Origin of the sequence: Campylobacter sp. CNRCH_2014_2849, from assembly GCF_025772845.1 — a bacterium.
Taxonomy (GTDB): domain Bacteria; phylum Campylobacterota; class Campylobacteria; order Campylobacterales; family Campylobacteraceae; genus Campylobacter_D; species Campylobacter_D lari_D.
The window spans coordinates 1-1,590 of record NZ_JAKMSW010000032.1; the positions used below are offsets into that span (position 1 = coordinate 1).

Sequence of the window (1,590 nt, forward strand, 5' to 3'; positions counted from 1 at the left end):
TATCATCATGAAAACGATTTAAATAATGCTGCAGCCGATAAAAGCTATTGGGGCAATACTAACGATAAAATTCAAATACATACTTATAATAATTCTACCCAAGAAAGTGCTTATAAAGATTTTTTATCTAGAGCTAACACCATAAAAAAACCTAATCATTCTGATGTATCTTTAGAACAAGATGACCTTAATAAAGAAATAATTACTCAAATCATAGAAGATATTACCAAAAAAGGTTATGTGGTAGATATTGCTATGTTAGAAAAATTATTAGAAATTTATAGCAAGTTTAATCAAAATACCGCAGAAGGTGAAAAAATAGCTTTTATTCAAACATATTTTAATATAAAAGATGAGAATGAAGCTAGAGGTATTTTGCAAAGTTTAGATTTTCTGACTTATTATACTAAGAATGAAACATTTAATAAAAATAAAATATCTAACGAAGCTAAAAGTTTATTTGATTTTTTACAAGCTCAAAGCAAAATAACTTTAGATAACAATGAGGCATTATTTAGCTATTTAAAAGAGAATAAAGACAAGTTAATAGCTGAATACAATGAATACAAAAGATTAGAGCAAATCTTTAAAGACAAAGAACAAAACTATTTTAAAGCAGAAGCCGAATTTAATAGATTATTAGATCTAGTTAATAAAGGCTTATTAAAATACAATGATCCTAAATTTACTCAAGCTTTTGATAACTGGCTTAATGCTTATAATGCCTATAATGCTTTGTCAAATGATATCAGTGAATTAAATAATAATGTTGAAAAAATTGCTAATTATATTACAGATGAAAATAAAGGTTTAGCTTATACACAATTTAGTTTTGTTAAATTTGATGATATTACTAAAATAGATTTGGTTAAACCTGAACTTCCTGATATAGACAATTCTCAAGGTGGAAATTTACCTGACTTTGAACAAACAGCTTCGCTTAACTTAATAGGTAATGAAACTTTAAATGAAGAAGAAGAAACTGAAGAAATAGATGAAACTTCTTTAATTCAAAAAAGTAAAACTTGCATAGTCAGTGATAATTATAAAACTATGAATCCTTGTGTAGTTGGGGGATTATAATCTACAGCTTTGATACATAAAAAATTAAACACTAAACACTAGGATTTATCCTAGTGTATATAATGAGTATATTAATGAATATACTCATGTTAAAAATATTTTAATTAATCAATATAAATATTGAAAAACAAAAACTTAAAATTAAAATACATCATTAAAAGGAAAAAATAAGTATGAAAAAACTTTTACTTAGCACTATAGCAATTAGCTCTTTAGTCTATGCTAATAATGGAAGTATCACCATAGCTAAAAATGATATAGAAAAGGTTATAGAACTATCCCCTGATAGAAATCTCCCTCAAAACAAAGCTATCAAAGAAAATCTAAAAACTAAAGATGATTATAAAAAAGCTCAAGAAGCTAAAAAAGATTTTGAAGAAAAAAAGAAAGAATTAAAAGAAAAACTAAATCAAGAAGATGAAACTAATGAGGAAACTAATAATCAAACTAATAACAACACTACCAACCTAAATAACCAAACTAACACTAACACAAACAATGACAAAG

Annotated in this window: 1 protein-coding gene and 1 pseudogene; both read left to right on the top strand. The window is 25.2% G+C overall.

Translation table 11 applies throughout. The features are described 5' to 3' along the window. A partial coding sequence (locus L8X33_RS08540; protein WP_263670487.1) for a hypothetical protein occupies positions 1-1,083 on the top strand: 1,083 nt, incomplete at its 5' end. A gap of 173 nt (positions 1,084-1,256) precedes the next feature. Continuing rightward, positions 1,257-1,590 (top strand): annotated as a pseudogene (locus tag L8X33_RS08545) (ShlB/FhaC/HecB family hemolysin secretion/activation protein); the annotation flags it as partial.